We start from the raw sequence: 20,741 nt of genomic DNA on the forward strand, positions 1-20,741 counted from the left end.
TAATCACCGCATAAGGAGCGGTGATTAGATGCCCTATATCCACGAACTGACTGACTGGCCGGCACTGACTTGGGATAGCGAGATTCTCGCTGCACCCCTGGCCGCTGTGCGCCATCAGCAGGGCCGTCTGCTCGGCAAGATGGACTCCCTAGGTTTTGATCTACGCAACGAGGCCAGCCTAGTTGTCCTGACGGCGGATGTCGTCAAATCCTCCGCAATCGAAGGCGCGACGTTAGATCCCGAAGAGGTTCGATCATCGATCGCCAGGAAGCTTGGGCTCGATGTCGCTGGTTTGCCCCGCCCGAGCCGTGATGTCGATGGAGTGGTCGAGATGATGCTCAACGCGACACAGAAGTTTGACGAGGAGCTGACCGGCGAACGCTTGTGGGGCTGGCACGCGGCGCTCTTTCCAACTGGGCATAGCGGAATCAACCGTATCGCCGTGGGGCAATGGCGTCACGACGAAGAGGGACCGATGCAAGTGGTTTCTGGCCCGATCGGCAAAGAGAAGGTCCATTTTCAAGCACCTTCAGCGGAGCGTCTCAGCGAAGAAGTGAAGCGGTTCCTTGATTGGTTCAACACGCCTCAAGTAGGGGAGTCCCTAACAACTGATCCCGTGCTGGTAGCTGGGCTGGCGCATTTCTGGTTCGTAACGATCCACCCGTTCGAGGACGGCAATGGTCGGATCGCACGGGCGATCGCCGACATGGCACTAGCGCGAGCCGACGGGACGGAGCAACGCTTCTACAGTATGTCTTCGCAAATCGAACTTGAACGTAAGGACTACTATCGGCAACTCGAACATGCCCAACGCGGTGAACTCGATGTGACCGGCTGGCTGGCCTGGTTCGTCGATTGCCTCGGCCGTGCAATCGAGAGCAGCGATGAGCGTCTTTCCGGAGTGCTCAAAAAGGCTCGCCTTTGGCAACACCTCAATACGCAGACGGTCAACGAACGCCAACGCCTCGTCATCAACCGAATGCTCAATGGGTTTGAGGGTTTCCTGACGACCTCGAAGTACACCAAGTTCGCTAAGTGTTCCGCCGATACGGCGCTACGCGACATCCAAGAATTATTGAGCTGGGGCGTCTTGCTAAAGAACCCCGGTCGCGGGCGAAGTACGAGTTATCGTTTGGCGGAACCGGAGAATATTGTTGAGTGAAGCGGATACCTCATCGCGTTTTCTTCAGGGGTATCTTGTCGAATCCACGCACCGATCTGATGCCAGAGTCAAGTCAGATAGATATTACCAAGAGTGCAAACTGAAGATGGTCAAGCTCGTGAAGAAGTCTTTGACTCGCGACATATCCAACTGCTACGCTCGCGCGATGACGAGCGAGAAGAAATACAAACAACTAATTGGTGAGCAGACCCAACTTATTGAGCAACGCAAACACGCAGCTAAAGTACTGCGTGACTTCAATCTCATGAAAGAACTGCTGGCTCCCGAGACACGTATCCAGGGTGAAGTCGAACTTACGGATCGACTAGGACAACTCGACCGACGTCTCGAAGAGATCGATTTCGAACTGATGTGAGCAACGATGGAGTGCAGAAAGAGCAAACTCTAACTGACGTTCCATTAGTGCGCCATAATTGAAAAAGCCTCGGTAATTGCGATGCAGAAGCTCGGAACTTACCACTTCGAGACGGTGGCCATCAACCAGTGGCCAGATGAGAACGTAGGCTCACAAGGAGCTTAAGGCTGCAACTCTGTTGGCCGTCCGTTGACTTTCAACCAGTGGACCAGTTTCTCAATCGCGGCTGGCGGCATTTGCTTGTCATGCCATTGCCACCCATGCAGAGTTGGTAAGTCTACATCCGCTATCGTTCTTAATTCTCCGTTCGTAATAGCTGGCAACGAACTTAGGTCGATTTCCAAGGAAATCGCAAGAACATCAAACGGGCTCTTTCTTGTTGAGGCTTCGCGTATAGGCTCATCCAAGACTGGCTTGGCGGAATTTGCCTGATCTCGCGTGTTTGCAGAAGGCTTGCGAATGGTACTTTCTCTCTTGCGCCCTGGAGTCTCCACGCGAATATTTACCTCTTTCTTAGCTGACTTTTGGCTGGCCCGTGTTGTGTCGGTTGCTGAAGCGATGTGCGTTGTTCGTTCTTGACGAGCCACCGCGCAATCTCTGACTGTCGGTAACGCACCGACTTCCCTATTCGCACAAAAGGAAGCCCGCCGTTGCGCGTGAGATTGTGCACATGACGGGGGCTAATGCCAAACAAGTTGGCGACCTGCTTTCCGGAGAACAATCGACAATCGTTTTCGCCCAGTATAGCCTCAGAAGTCGGAGTGCTTGCTTCGCTTCGTGTCCGGTTATCGTTGACGACTTCGCAGACCAAATCAGCAATCGCAGTCCGCAGCAACGCTAGAGTTGTGCGGACTAATTGCTCAATCTCTTGCTTACCCAAGTCGATCATTGTGATAGCCCGTCAAGAACGCAATTTGTCAGAATCTTTATTATCACTCTCCATGACTTAGGCGATCGGCTTCTGCCATTTCTTGCGACGATTATCAAAAGCTGGATACGTCCCCTCCAAGACATTCACGGCAAAGGCGTTAATGTCATAGTCTTCAATGGCTCCCGTCGCATAAGAGATGCGATTGCCGTCGGCCTTGTCTATAGAAGAACAGATTACTTGGTCGGCATCGCAATACACAGCCAAATTTGGATTGTGGGTGACAATAATGACCTGCCGCCGTTGGCTTGCTGTTCGAATGCACTCCACCAGCAGACGCACAACCGACTCGTTGTCGAGGTTATGCTCAGGCTGATCGATAACGATCGGAATCTGCTCGGTGTCTAGAAGGAGATAGAAGACCAGGAGAAGGGCGCCTTTTTCTCCGGGGGAAAGTTGGGAAATATCCTTGCCTCCAAGCTTGAGATTGTATTCGATCTCCAGGTAGCTCAACCCAAATACATAGTCGTAAAGATCTTTCACCTTTTTCTTCTCTCTCAATTGCTCCTTGATCTGCATCGGTGTCTTTTCGCCTTCACGGACATGGTTTGTTAGCGCATCCACGATTTCCTCTGCGAAAGCCATCGCATTATCCGCATCATTGAAGTTGCATGATTTGAGCCTGCGCTGTACCTCCGCCCGGCTCTCATCTTCTCCATAAAAAGTCCCTTTCTTACCTCTATGTATGAAGTCGAGAAAGTCGCCTTGGAACGACACGGGTTGTATCGATGCGCTGAATTGTATCTCCATCGATTGCGTACTCGATGCAGCGATTTCGGCCACATTTTGGACTGGAGCAAAAAGTCCCTCGTAGCTCTTCTGGATTGCAGAGAGTTCCGAATAAATCTTCTGGACCAACGTTCTCCGCTCGGCTCGCAGTTTCAAGAGCTCACCTGGGATGATATCGGACGCTCTCCTTATTCGAGCGGCATAGAACTCAAAGGTGTCAGGGGTGTCTGCATCTCCCTTGATGCCAGCTCTTCGCACTTCAATGTCCTTAACCTTCTTGAGATACGCCTGGTAGGCTTTTTGAGGGGCAGCAAGCTGCGACTGCAATTTCTCAACACGTCTTTCTGCAGCATTTTCCTTGCCTTCTAGGCCGAGGATTGCGGGTTGGTCACCTTCTGCCTTTATTCCTTGAATGGCAATATCAGCTGTCGACGCGGCAGCTTCAGCTGTTGCGAGATCGCGGTCAATCGGCTCGCGACTTACTTTTAGCTCGACAACGGAAGTAAGCTCAATTCCAGCATTTGCAAATTCTTCTTTATGATCAGTGACGAACGACTCATAGGCAGACTGGAAATTTAAAACGTGTCCCAGCAGTCGGCGAAGTACAGCGGCATGAGCCTTGTTCGTGGCTTTCTCAGTTCGCGCTGAGGCTAGTTCAGCCGTTATGTTGAGATTTGACTCTTGAGCAGCCTCCAATTCTAGCATCCGCTTCTTGCTTTCATCGTCATCTGGCGCTTCTGCGGGCTTATCCACCACCTCAAGCGAGTCAGATTCCTTTTCTATTGCGTCGAGTTCGCGTTGCTTGAGTGCTTGAGCGGACCGATACTCTTGAATCCGAGCAGGGCCGCACTCTTCTTCGTTCCGAACAATGGTGTCGTTTAATTCCTGAAGCTCGGTGCGGAGCTGGTTGATCGCTGTTTCCCGAGCTTCGACAAGGTAGTCGATGAGCTCATCAAGTGTGCCAAGTCCCAGCTGTTGCTCAGTTGGGATATGAGAGAAGATCACCTTCTTAAGCTCCCGACCAAAGTTGGTGTCATTTCCAGCAGCGATCTCATTGCACAACGTCTCGATGAAATTCTGCGGGAGGTAACGGATTCGCTCGGGGCTCATTGTGTCGATTGAATTACTCAGCAAGACTTCGATTGAATTTCCATCAAACCAGTGAACGCAAGAGAGAAACTGATCTGCGCGATTTCCAGGACCAAGAAACCTATCTTCTGTCAGGAACTCCATGGAATTGCAATGAGAGTTGCCGAGCAACGCAAGAATGTCGGCCAGTGCGCTCTTGCCGCTGCCCTTGTTGCCGATGATCGCGATTAAACCTGAGTTTAGTGGCACATCAGTGCCATCGAACCATTGTTCGGTCAGCGTCGAGTCTGCGAGCTTGTTGATCGTTATCCGTTCGATGTACTTAGTCGGATTGCGCGAGACATGGGCTAACTTCGGCGGCTCGTCGCCAATGAAGCACCTTTGCGATGGCTCGTGGCAGACCTGCTTGAGCCCTTTGAAGGTTGGCTGAGCCTTTAGCCACGTAGCACGATTGCTTGGAAACTTGCCGTAGTCAGATGCCCGGTGCGCGTCGCTTCCGCTCAGTACAGGCTTAGCCAATCCGCCAAGATTGTCTATGAATTCGGTGCCAACATTTGGCTTGGTGGGATGGCCGTGTCCAAGAAAAAGATCTACATGCAACGGATCGCGCGTCTCAAAAAAATCAGCCCACTTCATTAGGTAAGAGTCCGTATACGGATGACGTTGCCAATCTAGGTCTTCCATGCCATCGCTCGTGTCGTACGGCTGCACGACTAAGCAGTTATCCTTCCCGACAATCTCTATAGCACGACAAACGGATTCTCGAGTCACTAATGCTGTTTCATGTCCGAGCCGCAACATTTTGTCTTCATCGGTCTTGTCAGCCAAGGAGTAGCCATGAGTCCGAAGTTTTGCTTCATCGTAATCCTTAGCAATATCGATGAAGTTTGGTCGAGTTGCCGAGCGATCAGCTTCCCCAGCCAAACGAAGGTGAGAGATAAAGTCTGCAAAAGACTCGCGAGGTATCGCGGGGTCTAACAGCACGTGCGTATTCAGGCGGAAGTCGGTTGGGGCCGTCATCCTCAACTCCACACCTGGGAAGATTGCCTTTGAACATGATTCCGGATTCCGCTCCAAGTAGTCACGGAGCTTCAGATATCCGTCGAAAGTCCAGTAGTCCATTACACCGAACGCGATGACCTCGGAGTCCTCTATCGCTTTTAATATTGTGCTGCAGAGCGCATCAGACTGCTCTGGCGTGCAATCAGCGAAGCGTTGGCCGTTCCAGTGGAACGACGCAGGCGTATGAATGTGGAGATCCCAACGATTCCAAGACGATCCGTAGTTGCTCACTTTGAGCCTCCTTCGGTGTGATCGGAGGAAAGCCGGGGTAACTCCAACCCCTCAATCTCCTGCAAAGTCTTCCCTGCAATCCCCTGCAAATCCCCATACATCCCAGCCGTCGATTCGACCACGCCGCGAATCTGTGCCTCACGCTTTGCCCAAAGCCGCGTCATGGTTTTCCGCTCCTTCTCCAAGTCTTGTTGCATATCAGAGAACTTCTCAACAATCGCCTCCACGCGATGCCGGAAGCGCGGCCCAGTCAGATACTGGTAAACCAACTCCATCTTGGTCTGTTGGCCTTCGCCTGCTTGGCGGGCCCCCTGCAACTCGATCAAAGCCTGTCGCAGACTGATGGCTACCGGGATCATCAGTCGGGGACAGGTCACCCAGACGCCATCGATGTGCTCGAACGTATCAGATTCGCCGGGCATTGCCTGGGAGACAATGATCGCGCAATCGGCACCGGCGACCCGCTTGTCGTTTCTCAGCTTGGCAAGCCAGCCGTCGCTCCAGTTCTTGGTGCGTTTGGATTCCCAGAGGATCGTACCGCAATGAACAAGGTTATCGCTCATCACCCGGTGCAGGGTGTCGCCGCCGAACTCTCCCTTGGGCACCGGTTCAATCTGATCGAGGGGGAAGGCCGATCGCAATGAGGACTCAACCTCTAGCTCTTGGATTTCTCCTTGAAGCTGCTGCGATCCTTGCTCCGCCTTTTGCTTCAATTCTTCAATCTGCTTCTGCATCGAGGAAATGGTCTTTTCCTTTTCGGCAACCTTGAGCTTAAGCCCTTCCTCGGCTTCGCGCTTGGCCTGCTCCCTCGTCACGGCAAGACCCTCTTGAATACGCTTCTCAATCGTCAGGTCCATCTCACGCTTGGCGTCTGCCAGCTCGCGTTGCATTTTCAGCACTTCCGCTTGCGCCTTCTGCGCCTCCGCGAGCTTCTCGTCGCGTTGCTTGAGTACCTCGTTTAGTTCGGCAAGTTCTTTGGCCTTCTGTTCAAGGTCAGCCCCGAGAAGCAGTCTCGCCTTCTTAGCCTCTTCATTTGCGATAGCTGTTCGCTCGGTCGCCACCTTCTCAGCGACTTGGTCGTCAATGCCAGCCTTCGCTTTCTGCAACTCGTCTTGCTGCTTTTTGAGCGAGGTTTCGCGGGCCGCTACTTGCCGATCCTTGTCCGCCAGCTGCTCTTGGAACTGTTGACGTGTCGATTCAAGCAAGGGTGCAGCAAGCGACTCGGTCAGCTTGATTTCACTCTTGCAAGTTGGGCATGTGATCGTTGGTTCGCTCATACCTTTTCCGTTCGCTTATCCCCATACGGGGTGTTGTTTCCAGTTTGGCGTGAGCCCCATAATCTTGAGCGGGTCGTAGACCGCCGGTGCCTCGTCAATCCGGGCGAACAGTCGGTCTTTCCAATCCGTGTCGAACGGCGCAACCGATGGGGCCCGCTGCATGAAGCGGTAGAGCAGCAGCACAGTGGCGAACAGCCGGTCGTTTCCTGGTAACAATGGCCGTTGCCAGTCAGCCCCGCGTGGCAATTCCGGCTTGATCGCCCACTGCCGATCCCACAGCCGCGAATGATGGGCGCAGACGTTGCGGACGTAGACACAGTGGTGAACGATCTTGACGAGCGTCTGGGGCTGCACACCGTAACGTGCCGCGATTGGCTTCTGGTCCCGTTTGTGCATTCCGCGAAGCATGTGCGAGAGTCCGCCGAAGGACATAATCTCCGTGACGATCCACGTCGGCAGGTCTGGATACTCAGCGTAGCGTGAGCGGAAGTGCGTCACGAACAGCTCGCTCGACCGGTCGGCTTCGATGCGGAGCTTGGCGAGCCAAGTAGGATGGTCGAAGCGGTGGAAGAAGTTCTTGGCATCCAGATACCCAAAGGCACCGTGCTGCTGGCCAAGATGGTAGGCGATGGCCGCCCGCAGATCGACTTCGACGACTTCTAGGGCCTCGGTCACGAGGTCGCGCAGGTCGCGGTCGAACTCGTAGGCATCGCGGACCTTCTCGAAAGTAACGCCTTGGGGGTACTGGTGGCGAGTGTCTTCGAATGCCAAGCAGTAGCCGCTGAACCGGTAATAGTTGACGTGCGAGAGAAAGGCCTCGGCGGCCTCGCGGTCATCGACAGCCAGTCCTCGCTGTTCTAGCAGGGCGAGCTGGTCGGCGGTCGAGAGCCAGGGCTTAGCGTAGGGCTGCTTATTGGACGGGGATCTGGATTTGCTCATGGTCGGCCCCTCACCTGAAGATCAGGCCTGGAGGACCGCCTTGCCGACCCGTGAAGGGCCGACGAACACTCGGAGGTGGCGTGGTTGCCGAGAGCGCAATAAAAAACTCGCCCTTGATGCACGTCACCCCAAGGGGGGAGCGGTGCGGCGAGTGTGTTATTAGTAGTATATCGACAAAATGACGACAATTCAACAAGAATCGTTCGGCAAATGCGACTAGTCTTAGACCCCAAACGATCGAAAATGCAGGTTCTAAGGGCAATTTGACGGTTCGGAGTGCTAGCAAGGGTCGCCGTTTTCCTGGGCTGTTGATGGGTTATCCGAGTCAGCAGCCCGGCTTCGATTGTCTTACCGAACCCGACCTCGTCGGCCAGGATCGCCCCGTAAGTGAGCGGGGTTGAGAAGGCAAACAACGCCGCCGCACCGACCTGATAGGGGTTGAGATCGACCTGCGCGTCCGACAGCACAGCCGTCAGCTTCTGGACGCTGTCCGACGGGCATTGCCGGGTCAGCTCCGAAGCAATTAGCTTGGCGTGGTAATCGGTGATCAAACTCAACGCGGCTTCCTCCCTGCCGCGACAGTCCGTTTGGTAGCCGGATGCTCCAGCACATAGCGCCAAACCGCCCCACTCCGCTCGGCGCGGATGTCGTGCCCCCGTTGCCGCAAGGCGGTCACGTCGCGCGAAACGGTCGGGATCGAAACGCCGAGTTCCTCGGCCAGCTCGGGCGTCGAGTAGTCGCCCGTCTCGATCAGACGCAGGACGGTCTGCAACCGGGTTTCGATTTGTAATGAACGCTCGTAGAGCATGAAGAGTCCTCCGTTAGGCAATCCATGTCTATCACACGGCGATAGAAAGATCAATCGGCAGCGAGCGACCAGTCGATAGTGCGGACAGTGTCCGCACTATTCGCCAGCGGAGATTTCGCGGTCACTGCCCCCCACTATTCGCTACTCGGCCTCAAACGTCACGCCGCGGATATGATCCGCCGCCCGCTGCCCCTGCCCGGCCGCCTGAATCACGAGTTTCTTGTCGTCCTTCAACTTCCGACGCCAGCCCTCAATATACGAGGCCGACTGCTCGATCGTCGGCGGGCTGATGCCGGCCGCAGCGGCAAGAAACGCTGACCCCAGCTCCGCAACCAGCTCTTCCTTAGAGTAGTCGGGCGAGCCGAACGGGCTGACCTTTTCGCCAAGCTCGCGAGCCAGGCGCGACTTGTGCCCGGTCGAGTGTGCCAACTCGTGAAACAACGTGGCGTAGTAAGATTCCCGGCTCTCGAACCGCTCGGGGGGAGCGATCTGGACCATGTCGAGTGCGGGCAAGTAACAGGCAGCGTTGCCGCCCAGCTCAATCGCGGGCGGCTTGGGGTAACCGTCAACGATCCGCTCAGCCTGCGCGATCGGCGCAAACGGCTCGGCCGGTTCTTCATCGGGCAGCAGATCAGGCGTCTTCAAATCCTCGCACTGCATCGCGTTGAACACATTGTAATGTCGCAGCACGGGAATGTTCTGCTCTTCGCCCGTCTCGCGGTCTTCTTTGGTGTACCGCTTCCAGAACACAACAAGCGTTGACTTCTCACCCTTGCGGACCTTCGCGTTCTGCTGCTTGACCTGGTTGAACGTCGCCCAGTAACTTGATTCATAGTTCTTCGCCCAACTGGTGATCGCCAACAAGAACGTATTGATCCCCCGATATGCTTTGCCGGTCGAAAGGCTCTTGGGCATCCCGTCGGAGTTACCCGATCGCTTGATCGGCTGCCGCCACGGGGCGACGCCCTCGTCGAGCAACTGGAGAATGCGGTCGGTGACCTCTTGATAGATGTCCCGCTTGGGTTGTGCTTTCTTTGCCATGCCGCCCTACCTATTCGGGCGGGCGACGTCGCCTGGAGTGATGAACTGGTTCATGCGGCTGCCCTTCTTTAGTCGTTAATGAAGAATCAGCCATGGCACGCAACACCAATCCCTGTCAACAAAAATCGACGACGATTCCCGCCGCTCCGTTTTCTTTTTCCGGTAGGAAGTCCCCTCGAAGCCCCCTTCCGTCGTCGCCATCGCATCGACCCTACACCCGCCCCGGGGGTCGATCGATGGCAGAGACGAGAAGGGAGGCACGCCCCCCCTTTTGTTGTTGTTTTGAGCAGAAGGCTCGTCGATCAACGCCGCCACGCCCACCAACTTCTTGCGGCTTCACCGGGACGCGTGTTAACTTCGCAGGATGAGCGCAAAGCGAAAACCCAAACCGGCGCCGCGCTGCGTCGAATGCGACCGGGGCGTGGCTGACAACCAGACCCACTATCGGCTGGCGGACGAGAGGTGGCGGCTCGACGCCGACGGCTTCCGCTCCCTGGGCGAGCGGTGGAGCGAGCGGCTCTGCGCACGCTGCTCGCTGCTGTTCGAGCTGACCAAGATCGAGCGGTTCGACAACCGCCTCGACGCCCCTTCCGGCCGGCTCCACTGCGGCGGCTGCGACGCGTCGATTCAGCCCGGCGCCACGTACGACACACTCACGATCAGCCGGCAGGACGCCGGCCGCCCCGCCGAGCCGGTCTTCCAGGCGGACGCCTGCGGGGAGTGCATGCGGCTCTACGACGCGATCGGTCTCAGCTTCACCCCCAGCCCCGCCCTGCGCTACCGCTGCCACGCCTGCCGCCAATTGCTCCGCGGCGAGGAGGTAGTGGTCACCCAGGCGATCGACCAGACGCCCCCCTGGGACCCGCTCGGGGAACTCGGCCGCGGCGAGATATTCCTGTGCATGGAGTGCGTGATCTGCGAGTCGTCAACGGCCGACGACGAATAGGCTGCGGAGCCGCTCGACGCGCTGCTCGCTCCGCGCCAGCCAGATGGCCCTCAGCCGCTTCCGCTTCAGCCGCCTCTCGACCAGGAGCGCCGAGTGGCGGTCGGAGTAGCACTCAACGGCCACCAGCCGCCACCGTCGACCCCGAGTCCAGCCCCGGTTTTCAGGCGAATTGTGCTGCCGCAATCGACGCCGGAGGTTCGACGTGTAACCGGCGTAGGTTTCTCCACGATCGGAGAGCAGCAGGTAGGTCCAGTAGCGAGGCAAGCGGAGCATGATCCATAACTGCCACAACGCCACAACCGAAGCAACCGCCTCACGCCGCTTCGCCGCGCCGCTCCAGCAATCCAAACACCGACCGATGCAGCCGCAGCTCCCCCCGTTCCGCCCGGTTGACCATGCCGCGGAAGTAAGCGGCCGGCGATTTTACCGGGTCGTCGTCACGCAGCGTCGCCCGATCGGTCACCAGCAAGCAGACCGCTGCCCCGGTTCTGCCGAGCAAGGCACAAGCGGATGCCCAGCTCGCCTGCGAGATCGCCAGTTCATACCGCAGTTGGTAGGCCGCCTCAACCAAGTCGCCCCACTCCGCTTTTCTAGGCATTCGTGCCCGCAACCGCTCGCTCGCCGCTCCGGTCGCCATCGCTAGCGTCATGTGCGCCAGCCCCGAGCTAGAAACGGGATCATCCACCACCGGCCCCTCCGCTACACTTTCCTGCAAGCCTTTGTCGGTACGACTACCAGAATCTTTAGAAGATTGATTGGTAGATTTGTAGTGAACGAACTTTTGTTCGCTCGGGCATGAACCTTTTACCGTTTCCTTAGCAATAGAAGCGTGCTGAGGTCGTTCTTTGATTTGAGCGGTCTTTAGCCCCATCGCGACGGTCAAAGCATTCAGCAAGCTTTCATGTTGGGCTAACAGCGTTCGCATCGCCGCCAGGTCGAGATGGGTTCGCAACTGAACGGCAATCTCGTCGTAACGCGAAGCGAACGTAGCAACCGCCTCCTCGCTCCCCTCCTCCAAGGTCCATTCGGCCAAGTGCGCTCGCAATTGCCGGCGGTGCCAAGAAATCCGCCGCTTGGTCGCCATCCACGCCTCGTCATAGAGCCGCTTTTCGTCGAGTTTGGCTTGCAGTTCTTCCCGCAAATAAGCGAGCGGCGTCAGTTCCACGCCATAAGCCCATAGGATGCGGCCGCTTTCCGAGCACCGTTGCCCAAAGCGCCGATGATTGCCACTGTCGTTCCAACTGATGGCACCGGCGTCAAATAGCGCCTTCTCTAGCTTCTGCACCTGCCGCTCCGAGACGCCCAAATCGAGCGCTGTCCGCGAGAGTGACTGGTAAACAATCGGCCGGCTCCCCTCCTCCCAGTCACAATCGCGGGTATAGGCCAAGTAGTAGTCCAGCAGGTGGATCATCCGCGGCGAGAAGCCGGCCAGCTTGCCGACCTTCTTCACCAAGAGGAGCAGCGCGTAGCGATCGGCGCCCTCCTCCAGCCCGGTAAAGTCGTCGGCCTTGGCTATCGCTGCGCGGTACGCGGGCGAAGCGATCCGCCCTCCTCCCATCGAGTTGGTTAAGTTGGTTAGATCGAGTGTTTGCATAATCGTTCTAGCGTCCCCTTAGCGGACTGGTAGCAACATGCTAGGTGCGATACTGACAAGCGAAATCGCCGTGCCTTCACTTTTCGATTGCATCGTGTTGCAAAGAGCGCTAAGGTGATGGTGTTGAATCAATCCCCTCTTGCTCTTTGAGCCTAAGACCGCCGCATTGCACGGCGGTTTTTTCATGCTGGATATCTAGCTGAGGTACGCCCTCCTTGGTTGGTGGGTTGGTGAGCAGTGCCAGAACGGCCCGCTCGGTGAGAGGTAGTGCAGCGACGAATCGGCACACCACAGAACGACCCTACATGATTCTTGAGCAGGTTGCACCAGAAAACTGAACAGCTACCTAGTGACCAGTCGTGAGCAGTACGCAGCCGAGTGTGCTGACCAGCGATAGAACAGTTCCTGAGGAGGCTTTCCCCAAGGCATGACTGGCAGTTCGCCTTCGCACTACGCAGGGCAACTGCCCACTCTTGATCAGTGTTGACCAGTTGGTCATGCCCAGCCTGCCCAGTCGGGTGACCGTCCCTGCTCGAGCGTAAGCAGGCTATGCTGCCCAGACCTGCATACCCGTAACCAGTCGTGCCCGGCGGTTTATGAAAAAAGTGCTTGCGCTACTGCCAGCCGCGGTGCTAATGTCACGAGGTGTTCACCTCTGGGCACGCAACTGTTCAATGATGACCAAGACCAAGTATTCCATTTCCGCGGCGAGCCGCGTCACCGGCAAGAGCCGCACCACGATCGCCAAGCACCTCAAGGCGGGCAAGCTGTCGTGCCTGGACGACGGGAGCGGGGCAAAGCTAATCGATGCCTCGGAACTGCTCCGCGTTTACGGAGACGCGTGCGACTTCGCCAGCGAAGAAAAGAACGCGGAGGAGGGGGCAACGACGAGCAGCCATTCATTTGCGACCCCATCAGTTGCTGAAGCAACCAACCTCCGGGAACGCCTCGACAAAGAAGTCGCTGAACGAGAAAGAGAACGCCAGCAACTCCGCGAACAGATTGAACAGCTGCAAGAATCGCTTCAGCTTGCCCAGGAAGGCCACAACCGGGCAACGCTGCTGCTGGAGAACCAGCAAGCCGGAGGAGGGGGCTGGGAAGAAGCGATCGCCAGCATCGAGCGACGCCTCGCCAACCAAGAAGCCGACGCCAAGCAAGAACGCGACAAACTCAAGGCTTCCGCCAAGCGACAGATCGAGCACTACAAACAGCAGCTCGACGCCGAACTGCGCAAGCCTTTCTGGGAGAAGCTGTTCGGCTGAATCAGCGGAGTTCGATTCGCGTCGTCAAAGTGACTGCGCAGCCACCAAGGTGGGCGTCACCGACGCGAGCTACGGAAGCAGTCAATCTGCTGGTGTTGGTCCAACTTCGGCAACCTGACGTCCAACCAAAACCGCTGCGGTCAATCGACCTCAGAAAGGTCGCTTGCGAGCTCGGGTTGCGCTTTCCGCCTTGGTGATTTTGGCAAACAAACTTTTCTAATAGAAGCAGAGGCCCCTGAATTCGTTATTTTGGCTCCATCGGTAGGCATCGCCAACTGGCGCCAGGATAGCGATGCATCAAGCATTATTATTGCTGCTCAGTACCAGGTTTTCCGGCCTTTAACTACGTCGCAAGTGTCTATCCAGCTAGGATTTGTGGCAGTGACATTAAGTTCTATATTTTGGCTAGCATTCTGATCGCTAGTTGACTGTGACCCAGTCGAATTGCCCTCAAGCCACAAATTGCCTAACCTTGGGGCTTTGCCGATCCGATAGATTGCTAAGAGGCTGTGTTTCCTCGCCATTTTGTATAGAGACCGCGTTAGTGTTTCACCGTTACAACAACTTGAAGCGAGGGGTAGCCCTACTTGGGGTAATGCTTGCGCTGTTGTCCGGCGTTCGAGGCTCGCACCTTCTTTGCGAATTGGGTGGTTGCCACCCGACCCATGAGCTTGCCTGCAAAGACAACGGATCGGTAAGCAAAGGCTGCGATCATTCTCACGGCTGCGAGTCGAGTAAAGAGTTGGCCGCTGGCGACTCGCCTACAGCGGACGTTGGGGTGTTGCCGATCGACCGTCCTTGTCCTGCCGACTGTTGGTGCCAGCAAAGCCCTCAGCCATTGGAATTGCCAAGAGCATCCTCACTGTCAGTCGATGTGTTGCTGCTGCAACCCGCTCCCAGTGCGCTAGCGACGATCAATGATGTCAAATCGAGTGCAAAATCACGCTACACCGATGCGGCTGCCGATCAATCCTGCAGTTCGTCCATTGAGCATTGCGCTAGTCTCTGCCGCTTTCTGATTTGATTTCTCTGCTGCAAGCTTTCTGCTTGCACTTGCCATCCCTTGGGCTTAGCCAAGCCGTTACTGGGATTGAGCAGTCTCAACGTTGTTAGTCGGTTCTGGCTGCGCGATTACCTCGCAGCAGAATGCGATCCCATCCATTTACCCGTGAGAAGGAGATTCGTATGCGCACGATGCGTGAAAAATCCGTTGTATTGGTGGCAGTTTCTGCTGCTTGTTGTCTATCCAGCCTAGTTGTCGCAGCGCAGCCACCGGCGCCCATTCAGCAAGTGGAGATTGTCGCTGACAAAATGTGTTGTGCGGGGTGTGCCCGCAAGGTTTCTGGCCAGTTGTATGCTGCAAAGGGAGTGAGAGACGTAGCCGTCGATTTGAAGGCTCACACTGTCAAGGTGACTCTTCCACAGCCCAGCGCGGCAAAGCTAGGACAGCTTTGGCATTACGTGGAACAAAGTGACGGCGGTCCCACAAAACTCGTTACCGCCGCCGCGACGTATACACTGATTCGCCCCAAAGCGGATGCAAACACGGCTCAACAACTTCCACCCCAAAGCTCACCGCTCTACGTCGTTATCGACAATTTGCACTGCCAAGGTTGCGCGAAGAAGATCGCCGCCCAAATCTACGCCATCAAAGGGGTCACGAAAGTTAGCGTGGACATGGCAAAAGAGACTCTGACTGTCGAAACGGCACGAGATACTCAGATTTCGCCCTGGGCAGTGATTGACGCCGTCTCCAGAGCGAAGGAACGGCCACTGGCTGTTCTTGGAAGTCATGGTCAACTCACCATCGAATGGGCAAACAAGGCGACGCCCAAAAATCATCAACAAGCGCAACAACCTAACTTGGGAGGTCTCCAAAGATGAAAGTCATCCATTTCTCACTACTAATTTGTTCACTAGCCATTGTAACCTCGACTGGCTGTGGTACCGCTGCAAATTCCGCGACCAACACGACAACTACTGCGGCAGACATTGATGCGAGTCAGTACCAGCTCGCCGAAGAACCCGATGACGCGGTTGGCGTGATCGCCGCTCGCGAGTCTGCCGTAGACGGTGCGCCCTTAGTGCTTATGGGTCGGGTCGGAGGCTCCGCCAATCCCTGGATTGATGGTCGGGCTGCATTCACATTGCTTGATGCTTCCATGTCCGTTGTCGCCGAAGGTGAAGACTCCGGTGATGACGAGATGTGCTTGGGCGACTGCTGTGCCGTTGATCGGCAAAACTGCACGACACTCGTCAAGGTGGTTGATGCGCAAGGCAAACTTGTGCCAGTGGACTCGCGCGAGTTACTCGGGCTGAAAGAGGCCGACATGGTGGTCGTAAAAGGTACGGCTCAAAAAGACAAAACAGGCAACTTCGTGATGCTCGCCAAGGGCGTCTTCATCCGCAAATAGAAGTTGCTGCAAGTATCGTTGTCACAATGGGCGGTCAAGAACGACGCCAATGGAGATAAGAACTATGTTCGGTCAGAAATTACTTCCTTGGGATTACGGCGTACGGAACTTGTTCCGCCGTCCCTCAAGGAGTGCGCTAACGCTGGTCGGACTAACCATCGTGGTCCTATTGGTACTGGTAGTCGTCGGATTCATCCGCGGTCTCGAAAAGTCGCTTGCAGCCACCGGTAATCCGAACGTCGTGCTGGTCTACGCGCTGTCTTCGGGAGCTGACATCGAGAACTCGTCGATTCCTGGACGAACACCCGCATTGCTATCGGCAAGTGTGGATGGAGTGCGTCGTCAGCATGGCGTTGAGTACGTTTCACCGGAACTCTATCTCGGAACACGAATCACGACGGCCAACATGACTGAACCAGGAATGGGATTAGTCCGCGGTGTCACGACCAGCGCTCCGCTAGTGCGAGGAAAAGTGCAACTAACCGAAGGGACTTGGCCGCAAAGCGGTGAAGTAATGGTTGGTCGGTTGGCTCACTCGAAACTGGGGGCCAGTCAAGACGATCTGGCGGTCGGCCAGCAAGTTGCCTTCGATGGCCAAACCTGGACCATTAGTGGACTGTTCACCGCTGCTGGCTCAGCATTCGAGTCAGAAATATGGGCACCACTCGCGGAATTGCAAACGACACTCAAACGGCAAGACCTTAGCTTGGTGGCGGTCAGCATGGACTCGCCTGATGGCGTGGCTGATATTGATCTATTTTGCCGCGAGCGGATCGACTTGGAGCTAAAAGCTGTTTCCGAAAGTACTTACTACGCAGCGATGCAAAAACACTATAAGCCGGTGCGGATGTTGGGCTGGGTCGTCGTTGCGCTCGTCGCTGGTTCAGGAATTTTCGCTGGCCTCAACACTATGTACGGTGCGGTAGTGGGCCGAGTCCGAGAGTTGGCGACGCTGCAAGCAATTGGCTTTCGTCGTCGTGCGATACTGCTGACGCTCGTCCAGGAGGCGACGCTCTTAGCTTGTGCGGGAGCAATCATGGCGTGTGTCGTCGGAATATTTGTTGTAGACGGGGCCGCTATTCGCTTCACGATGGGAGCGTTCATGCTCACGGTAGACAGCGTAGGAATCGCTGTCGCGTGCGGAGTTGCCGCGCTCTTGGGGATTGTCGGCGCTTTGCCACCCGCACTCAAAGCGATGCGACTTCCAGTCGTCGAAGCCATCAAGTCAATCTAGACAGTCGCTCCAATCAGAATGGTGCGAAAGGCATCCGAGAATCATGTCAGAGAAATCATCACAACTCGATTTGAGCCAGTTGGCTGTTGATCGCGGTACGCCAGCTAAAAAAACGTCGGTGCGTTCCAAGCGTTCTTGGTTCACCAAGTACGTCCTGCCGCTAGGAATCCTGGTGGGTTTCCTTGGCCTCTTCGGCTGGGCGGCAAGAGACAGCTTTCTACCTGCTCAGTCGATCACAATCACCCCGGTGGTGGTTAGTCGAGCCGAGATCAAGCAGGAAGGAACGCCTCTGTTTCAGGCGGCTGGTTGGGTTGAGCCAAGGCCAACGCCTGTCACTGTGTCGGCGCTAGCTCCAGGAGTGATCGAAGATTTGCTGGTGATTGAAGGTCAGCAAGTAAAGAAAGGAGAGGCCGTTGCTCGGCTAATTAATACAGATGCTAATCTTGCATTGGCCGAGGCGAAAGCTAGTCACACGATGCAAGAAGCGGAGGTACGCCGGGCGGAAGGGAATCTTATTGCCGCGAAGACCAATCTCGCCATGCCGGTTAGTCAGCAAGCGGCGCTCGCTGATGCTGAGGCGATGTTGTCGCAGGTACAGCGTGAACGCGAAAACCTACCTTTCGCCGTGCAGGCGGCTAGAACCCGGCAACAATTGGCTGCTGAGAATGTCCGACGCAAAGAAGCTGCCGGTGACGCGATCACTGGCCGTGTCTTAAGGGAAGCGCAGGCCGAATTGGCAACTGCCAGTAACGCCGTGCGAGAGCTAGAGGCTCGCGAACCAACTCTGAAGGCACAACTTGAATCGCTTCGACAAAAGAAGGCTGCACTTGCCCATAAGCTCAGGCTTCTAAGCGAAGAGAAACGCGTTTTGGCGGACGCCGAAGCCAATCTCGCCGTCATGAAAGCGCGCTTGCAGCAAACTCAGCTAGCAGTTGAAACCGCCGAACTTCGGTTGCAACGCATGGTAGTACGTTCGCCGATTGCTGGACGGGTACTGAGTGTGCAGTCTCGGCCTGGCCAACGGCTTTCAGGAATCAATCCTCACTCAGAACAGGGGTCAAGTTCGGTTGTCAGCCTTTACGACCCTGCCATGCTCCAGATTCGCGTCGATGTGCGATTGGAGGATGTTCCACAAGTTCTAATCGGCCAGCCAGCGCTTATTGAAACTGCTGTTTTGGCAAACTCAATTCAAGGTGAAGTGATTTCGGTTACCACGCTCGCGGATATTCAAAAGAATACGTTGCAAGTGAAGGTTGCCGTGATCGATCCACCAGAAGTTATCAAGCCTGAAATGCTGGGCAAGGTGACCTTCCTAGCACCACCTTCTCCAGTTGCTCAAGACGATGGTGATGAATCGCCGTTGCGGCTCTTTGTTCCGCAGTCATTGGTCGCGAGTGGGGAGCAAGGAACTACAGTTTGGCTTGCGAACCTTACGACTGGTATCGCCCAGCAACGATCGATTGAAATCGCTTCCGGTTCAACCGAAGGCGGGCTAGTCGAAGTGACAAGCGGACTCCAGCCGACTGACAAACTGATTGTTGCCGGACGTGAATCCGTGGCTGAAGGAACTCGTGTTCGCGTTACTCGCGAAGACCGAACGCTCTCGACCGGAAAATGGAACCCGAGCGGTGGTCAACCTGCCACGCGGACCGCCTCAGTTTCTAACTAGCTTAACACTGGCTGCCCGCTCAAAAAAAGGATAATCCCATGCCATTAGTCGAAGTCATTGATGTTTCCAAAGAATACGCCAACGGCGAGGAAACGATTCGTCCCTTGGACGGCGTTAGCCTGTCGATTGAGGAAGGCGACTATGTCTCGCTCATGGGGGCCAGCGGTTCGGGCAAGAGTACACTCTTGAATTTGATCGCTGGCATCGACCAAGCTACCGCGGGTGAGATCATTGTCGCCGGGACCGACATCACGAAGCTCTCTCGCGGCAAGCTTGCCGACTGGCGAGCTGCCCACATTGGCTACATATTCCAGACGCACAATCTCATTCCCGTGCTAACGGCTTATGAAAACGTCGAGTTGCCACTGCTGCTGCTACCGATGTCGTCGGGCGAGCGACGTAAGCGGGTTGAGATTGCAATGGAAGCAGTCGACCTCACCTCGCGGGCCACGCACTACCCACGTCAAATGTCGGGCGGCCAGGAGCAACGGGTCGGTATCGCGCGAGCAATCGTCGCCAATCCCACGGTGGTCGTCGCCGATGAGCCAACCGGCAGTCTTGACGACGAGACGACCGAACAGATTCTTCAACTACTCAGCCGTGTCAACGAAGAACTCAACATGACACTGTTAATGGTCACGCACGATGCGGATGCAGGCGCACGAGCAAGACGCCGCATCCGGTTGGAGCGGGGGCGACTGATGGAGAACGGCAAAGAACTCCAAACCGCCAAACTACACACCGCCTAACCTACGCACCATAGTTGCAGCAATAAAGCTGAGGACCGCCGAGTCATGCTTAAATTCATCCCCTACGTTTTCAAAAGTTTGTGGCGTCACCGCGCTCGAACGCTACTCACAGTGAGCGGTACTGCGGTGGCGCTACTGGTGTTTTGCTTTATAGGGGCCGTGCAGCAAGGGATGCTCGCTTTGACTTCAGGCGACGATGCTGGACGGACCCTGATTGTCTTCCAAGAAAACCGATTCTGCCCGCAGAGTAGTCGGCTACCGCAGGACTACGAAAGCACCATCGCAAAATTGCCGGGTGTGCAAGATGTCGTGCCGGTCAAAGTGTTTACGAACAACTGCCGAGCCAGCCTTGATGCGATTGTGTTTCAAGGTGTGCAGCCGGAAAAGTTGAAGGCCTGGAGAGACATTGATCTGCAATCGGGCAATTGGTCAGCCTTCTCTGGCCAAGACGACGCCGCCCTCGTTGGCATTGATGTCGCCACACGGCGAGGCTTAAGCGTTGGCGATAAGTTTACCATCGGCGATGTGTCGGTTGTTGTGCAAGGCGTGTTCAAGTCGCCCGCTGCCGCCGAGAATAACCTTATTTTCACTCAGCTTGATTTTCTGCAAAGGGCACGGGGAGCAAACGATGTGGGCACCGTAACCATGCTAGAAGTACATCTGAACGACACTGCCGACCCAGAGGCTCTGGCAAAACAGATTGATCAAGAGTTTCACGCTGGTCCGGTCGGTACGACCACTCGCACTAAGGGGATGTTCCAAGCCGATACGTTGGCCGATCTCGCGGAACTCATTGGCTTTGTGCATTGGCTCGGCTACGCCTGCGTTGGCTTAGTGCTTTCGCTGGTGGCGACGACGACGGTGATGTCCGTACAGGACCGCATCAAAGAACACGCGGTACTACAGACGTTGGGTCTTCGTCCTCTGCGAGTCTTTAGCTTAGTAATGACTGAGAGTCTGCTGCTCAGCACGCTTGGGGGCATCCTAGGTGTAGCGGGGAGCGTATTGCTCTTGTCCTCAGCTGGCATGTCGGTCGCCGCTGAAGGCGTCACCATTGCGTTTGAGCCTTCATTGTCCCTAGCTATGCAAGGTCTAGTCGTGGCGGTGGCAGTTGGCGTGCTAGCAGGGTTGGCACCAGGATGGCACGCTTCACGCACCGAAATCGTACCCGCTTTACGCCACGCCTAAAGTTCGCAAAGAGTGCAACGTCGTGGTGAACCAACCGATAAAT

The 20,741-nt window shown here is 55.9% G+C and carries 21 protein-coding genes; 11 read left to right on the forward strand and 10 right to left on the reverse strand.

Annotation, left to right across the window (positions count from 1 at the left end):
* Nucleotides 1-28 precede the first annotated feature (28 nt).
* Nucleotides 29-1,162: a Fic family protein gene (locus HG15A2_RS01410; RefSeq protein ID WP_145057108.1), complete on the forward strand. Its 1,134-nt coding sequence runs from the start codon at nt 29-31 to the stop codon at nt 1,160-1,162.
* A 106-nt stretch (nt 1,163-1,268) separates the two neighbouring features.
* A complete protein-coding gene (locus HG15A2_RS01415; RefSeq protein ID WP_145057110.1) occupies nt 1,269-1,538 on the forward strand; it encodes a hypothetical protein in 270 nt (89 codons plus the stop codon).
* Between the two features lie 161 nt (nt 1,539-1,699).
* On the opposite strand, the gene HG15A2_RS23730 is transcribed toward HG15A2_RS01415, so the two are convergent.
* The 7 genes from HG15A2_RS23730 to HG15A2_RS01445 form a co-directional block, all read right to left on the reverse strand.
* Nucleotides 1,700-2,125, reverse strand: coding sequence for a hypothetical protein (locus HG15A2_RS23730; RefSeq protein ID WP_218932594.1), 426 nt, complete (start codon nt 2,123-2,125; stop codon nt 1,700-1,702).
* The gene (locus HG15A2_RS24995) at nt 2,041-2,427 is read right to left on the reverse strand and encodes a helix-turn-helix domain-containing protein (RefSeq protein WP_145057112.1); all 387 of its coding nucleotides are present in this window, start codon (nt 2,425-2,427) and stop codon (nt 2,041-2,043) included. Before HG15A2_RS24995 ends, HG15A2_RS23730 begins: the two co-directional genes overlap by 85 nt.
* A 57-nt stretch (nt 2,428-2,484) precedes the next feature.
* Nucleotides 2,485-5,577 carry a TrlF family AAA-like ATPase gene (locus HG15A2_RS01425; RefSeq protein ID WP_145057114.1) on the reverse strand — a complete coding sequence of 1,031 codons (3,093 nt, stop codon included), beginning with the start codon at nt 5,575-5,577 and terminating at the stop codon, nt 2,485-2,487.
* Entirely contained in the window at nt 5,574-6,854 is a 1,281-nt protein-coding gene (locus HG15A2_RS01430; protein WP_145057116.1) for a DUF2130 domain-containing protein, read from the reverse strand. The genes HG15A2_RS01425 and HG15A2_RS01430 overlap by 4 nt, the downstream gene beginning before the upstream one ends.
* Before the next feature lie 15 nt (nt 6,855-6,869).
* Nucleotides 6,870-7,793, reverse strand: a complete 924-nt coding sequence (locus tag HG15A2_RS01435) for an Abi family protein (RefSeq protein ID WP_145057118.1) — start codon at nt 7,791-7,793, stop codon at nt 6,870-6,872.
* A gap of 553 nt (nt 7,794-8,346) precedes the next feature.
* Entirely contained in the window at nt 8,347-8,601 is a 255-nt protein-coding gene (locus HG15A2_RS01440; RefSeq protein ID WP_145057120.1) for an HTH domain-containing protein, read from the reverse strand.
* Nucleotides 8,602-8,742: 141 nt separating this feature from the next.
* Nucleotides 8,743-9,642: an ArdC family protein gene (locus HG15A2_RS01445; protein WP_145057122.1), complete on the reverse strand. Its 900-nt coding sequence runs from the start codon at nt 9,640-9,642 to the stop codon at nt 8,743-8,745.
* Between the two features lie 364 nt (nt 9,643-10,006).
* On the opposite strand from HG15A2_RS01445, the gene HG15A2_RS01450 reads away from it, so the two are divergent.
* Nucleotides 10,007-10,588, forward strand: a complete 582-nt coding sequence (locus tag HG15A2_RS01450; protein WP_145057124.1) for a hypothetical protein — start codon at nt 10,007-10,009, stop codon at nt 10,586-10,588.
* On the opposite strand, the gene HG15A2_RS25000 is transcribed toward HG15A2_RS01450, so the two are convergent.
* The 3 genes from HG15A2_RS25000 to HG15A2_RS23735 form a co-directional block, all read right to left on the reverse strand.
* Nucleotides 10,568-10,861: a GIY-YIG nuclease family protein gene (locus tag HG15A2_RS25000; protein WP_145057126.1), complete on the reverse strand. Its 294-nt coding sequence runs from the start codon at nt 10,859-10,861 to the stop codon at nt 10,568-10,570. The genes HG15A2_RS01450 and HG15A2_RS25000 overlap by 21 nt on opposite strands.
* A gap of 40 nt (nt 10,862-10,901) precedes the next feature.
* The gene (gene repC / locus HG15A2_RS01460) at nt 10,902-12,182 is read right to left on the reverse strand and encodes a plasmid replication protein RepC (RefSeq protein WP_145057128.1); all 1,281 of its coding nucleotides are present in this window, start codon (nt 12,180-12,182) and stop codon (nt 10,902-10,904) included.
* Between the two features lie 346 nt (nt 12,183-12,528).
* Nucleotides 12,529-12,681: a hypothetical protein gene (locus HG15A2_RS23735; protein WP_218932254.1), complete on the reverse strand. Its 153-nt coding sequence runs from the start codon at nt 12,679-12,681 to the stop codon at nt 12,529-12,531.
* Between the two features lie 175 nt (nt 12,682-12,856).
* Between HG15A2_RS23735 and HG15A2_RS01465 the strand changes: the two genes are divergently transcribed.
* From HG15A2_RS01465 to HG15A2_RS01500, 8 genes are all read left to right on the forward strand, one after another.
* Complete coding sequence (locus HG15A2_RS01465; RefSeq protein WP_145057130.1) at nt 12,857-13,444, forward strand: hypothetical protein; 588 nt, start codon at nt 12,857-12,859, stop codon at nt 13,442-13,444.
* A gap of 595 nt (nt 13,445-14,039) precedes the next feature.
* Nucleotides 14,040-14,468, forward strand: a complete 429-nt coding sequence (locus HG15A2_RS01470) for a hypothetical protein (protein ID WP_218932255.1) — start codon at nt 14,040-14,042, stop codon at nt 14,466-14,468.
* Between the two features lie 122 nt (nt 14,469-14,590).
* Nucleotides 14,591-15,328, forward strand: a complete 738-nt coding sequence (locus tag HG15A2_RS01475; RefSeq protein WP_145057134.1) for a heavy-metal-associated domain-containing protein — start codon at nt 14,591-14,593, stop codon at nt 15,326-15,328.
* On the forward strand, nt 15,325-15,858 hold the full coding sequence (locus HG15A2_RS01480; protein ID WP_145057136.1) for a hypothetical protein: 534 nt from the start codon (nt 15,325-15,327) through the stop codon (nt 15,856-15,858). The genes HG15A2_RS01475 and HG15A2_RS01480 overlap by 4 nt, the downstream gene beginning before the upstream one ends.
* Nucleotides 15,859-15,922: 64 nt before the next feature.
* Nucleotides 15,923-17,092, forward strand: a complete 1,170-nt coding sequence (locus HG15A2_RS01485; protein WP_145057138.1) for an ABC transporter permease — start codon at nt 15,923-15,925, stop codon at nt 17,090-17,092.
* Nucleotides 17,093-17,135: 43 nt separating this feature from the next.
* Nucleotides 17,136-18,761 carry an HlyD family efflux transporter periplasmic adaptor subunit gene (locus HG15A2_RS01490; RefSeq protein WP_145057140.1) on the forward strand — a complete coding sequence of 542 codons (1,626 nt, stop codon included), beginning with the start codon at nt 17,136-17,138 and terminating at the stop codon, nt 18,759-18,761.
* A 38-nt stretch (nt 18,762-18,799) separates the two neighbouring features.
* Nucleotides 18,800-19,510 (forward strand): ABC transporter ATP-binding protein, encoded by a 711-nt coding sequence (locus tag HG15A2_RS01495; RefSeq protein WP_145057142.1) that lies wholly within the window; start codon nt 18,800-18,802, stop codon nt 19,508-19,510.
* A gap of 45 nt (nt 19,511-19,555) precedes the next feature.
* Entirely contained in the window at nt 19,556-20,698 is a 1,143-nt protein-coding gene (locus tag HG15A2_RS01500; RefSeq protein WP_145057145.1) for an ABC transporter permease, read from the forward strand.
* The last annotated feature ends 43 nt before the right edge of the window (nt 20,699-20,741 follow it).

Origin of the sequence: Adhaeretor mobilis (assembly GCF_007741515.1) — a bacterium.
In the GTDB taxonomy this organism is placed as follows: domain Bacteria; phylum Planctomycetota; class Planctomycetia; order Pirellulales; family Lacipirellulaceae; genus Adhaeretor; species Adhaeretor mobilis.

Bases quoted from the DNA above. Each gene is read 5' to 3' on its own strand.
- HG15A2_RS01495 (WP_145057142.1), top strand. From the start codon at position 18,800: ATGCCATTAGTCGAAGTCATTGATGTTTCCAAAGAATACGCCAACGGC.
- HG15A2_RS24995 (WP_145057112.1), bottom strand. From the start codon at position 2,427: ATGATCGACTTGGGTAAGCAAGAGATTGAGCAATTAGTCCGCACAACT.
- HG15A2_RS01485 (WP_145057138.1), top strand. From the start codon at position 15,923: ATGTTCGGTCAGAAATTACTTCCTTGGGATTACGGCGTACGGAACTTG.
- HG15A2_RS01500 (WP_145057145.1), top strand. From the start codon at position 19,556: ATGCTTAAATTCATCCCCTACGTTTTCAAAAGTTTGTGGCGTCACCGC.
- HG15A2_RS01435 (WP_145057118.1), bottom strand. From the start codon at position 7,793: ATGAGCAAATCCAGATCCCCGTCCAATAAGCAGCCCTACGCTAAGCCC.
- HG15A2_RS01470 (WP_218932255.1), top strand. From the start codon at position 14,040: ATGCTTGCGCTGTTGTCCGGCGTTCGAGGCTCGCACCTTCTTTGCGAA.
- HG15A2_RS01465 (WP_145057130.1), top strand. From the start codon at position 12,857: ATGATGACCAAGACCAAGTATTCCATTTCCGCGGCGAGCCGCGTCACC.
- HG15A2_RS01450 (WP_145057124.1), top strand. From the start codon at position 10,007: ATGAGCGCAAAGCGAAAACCCAAACCGGCGCCGCGCTGCGTCGAATGC.
- HG15A2_RS01410 (WP_145057108.1), top strand. From the start codon at position 29: ATGCCCTATATCCACGAACTGACTGACTGGCCGGCACTGACTTGGGAT.
- HG15A2_RS01430 (WP_145057116.1), bottom strand. From the start codon at position 6,854: ATGAGCGAACCAACGATCACATGCCCAACTTGCAAGAGTGAAATCAAG.
- HG15A2_RS01445 (WP_145057122.1), bottom strand. From the start codon at position 9,642: ATGGCAAAGAAAGCACAACCCAAGCGGGACATCTATCAAGAGGTCACC.
- HG15A2_RS01480 (WP_145057136.1), top strand. From the start codon at position 15,325: ATGAAAGTCATCCATTTCTCACTACTAATTTGTTCACTAGCCATTGTA.
- HG15A2_RS01440 (WP_145057120.1), bottom strand. From the start codon at position 8,601: ATGCTCTACGAGCGTTCATTACAAATCGAAACCCGGTTGCAGACCGTC.
- repC (WP_145057128.1), bottom strand. From the start codon at position 12,182: ATGCAAACACTCGATCTAACCAACTTAACCAACTCGATGGGAGGAGGG.
- HG15A2_RS01475 (WP_145057134.1), top strand. From the start codon at position 14,591: ATGCGATCCCATCCATTTACCCGTGAGAAGGAGATTCGTATGCGCACG.
- HG15A2_RS01415 (WP_145057110.1), top strand. From the start codon at position 1,269: ATGGTCAAGCTCGTGAAGAAGTCTTTGACTCGCGACATATCCAACTGC.
- HG15A2_RS23735 (WP_218932254.1), bottom strand. From the start codon at position 12,681: ATGACCAACTGGTCAACACTGATCAAGAGTGGGCAGTTGCCCTGCGTA.
- HG15A2_RS25000 (WP_145057126.1), bottom strand. From the start codon at position 10,861: ATGCTCCGCTTGCCTCGCTACTGGACCTACCTGCTGCTCTCCGATCGT.
- HG15A2_RS01490 (WP_145057140.1), top strand. From the start codon at position 17,136: ATGTCAGAGAAATCATCACAACTCGATTTGAGCCAGTTGGCTGTTGAT.